Below are 1,446 nucleotides of genomic sequence, written 5' to 3' on the forward strand. Positions count from 1 at the left end.
GGGTAGGGGTAGCGTCAAGAAGTTTGTGTATTAGGTCTTGTAGGGGTTATTCGTCGGGACGATGAATTAGTTTTTTGGTTTAGTGGATTCAGGGGGATCCCCCTGAAAATTTTGGATTTAATTCCCATTAGTTTAGGGCATGCTCAGGCTCTTCATTCCCGCCTAGATTTGGCAAAGATGGATATCTGGTTTCAAAGAGCAACAACAAAGCTTCTCTTGTTTCTGGGTCATTAAAACCTTGAACAATGCGGTTACCCCATCTTTCATTGTGAGCAATTGTATCTAAATAGATAATTTTTTCGGCAGCTTCAATGTTGGTTAAACTGTTCATAGGACGTAACCTTTTTCTAAATTCTTTATTGGTGCGCTCGATCGGATTGGACGTGTAGATAGCTTTTTTTATCATGACTGGATATTTGTAGAACGTCAGTAGCGTGGGCAGATTGGTCTCCCAAGACTCAATCTCTTTGGGATACTGCTTCCCCCACTTTGCTTTCACCGAATCAAAACAGGCCTTAGCCACTTCCACATCTGGGGCGTTGTAAATGGTCTTTAAATCATTTAGAAATTCAGTTTTGTCTTTCACTCGAATCTTTGGAAAAACATTACGAACCTTGTGGACAACGCAGTGTTGCACATCGGCTTTAGGGTAGGCTTCTTTAAATGCATCTTCTAGGCCAATGAGTCCGTCGAATACACCTAAGAGTACTTCAGTTGCCCCGCGTCGTTTGAGGTCTCCTAGCACTTCACGCCAGCCATTTGCGCTTTCTTTGCCGCCAATATAGAAGCCTAGGATGTTTCTGTATCCTTGTTCATTAATGCCCATGACCAAATAAACGACTTCACTATCAACCGTGTCCCGTTTCAAGTTAAAATAGAAGCCGTCTAAATAAATCACCGAATAACGCTTCTCTAAAGGACGTTCGTGCCAACGCTCTACGTCTTCAAGCACGGTGCTGGTGATGTTACTAATGGTCGTTGGCGAGTACTGCGTGCCAAACATACCCTCGATAAAGCGAGCCACATCACGCGTGCTCATGCCGCCTTTATACATATGAATAACAGCCTCTTCGAGCCAACCATCGCGCCTCTGGTACGGCTCAAAGAGTTGCGTTTGGAAGTTCCCTTTACGGTCTCTAGGAACCTTCAACTCTTCGATCTTGCCATATCGTGTATCGAGCGTACGCTCGTAATACCCATTTCGGCTATTCCGAATTTCTGGTTGTTCTTCCACTTGAAGAAATTGATTCATTTCTTCTTTCATAATGAGTTCAAGCTTTTCTTGGATCATCGTTTTCACAAGATTTTCTAGTAGATCATTTAAATTATTTTGGGGTATAGTAGTCATTGAGTAGGGCTCCTTCTTGGTGGTGTGGTAATCCCGAGAATACCCTACTTTTTTGTCGTTCGACCATACTCCAAATACTGGTACACAAACTATTTTAC

1 protein-coding gene is annotated in these 1,446 nt (G+C 42.9%); it reads right to left on the minus strand.

Features of this window, described 5'->3' with window-relative positions:
- Positions 1-127: 127 nt before the first annotated feature.
- The gene (locus AC1DUA_RS37355) at positions 128-1,348 is read right to left on the minus strand and encodes an IS256 family transposase (RefSeq protein WP_477504529.1); all 1,221 of its coding nucleotides are present in this window, start codon (positions 1,346-1,348) and stop codon (positions 128-130) included.
- Between the last annotated feature and the right edge of the window lie 98 nt (positions 1,349-1,446).

Source organism: Paenibacillus sp. 01T422 (genome assembly GCF_056398785.1).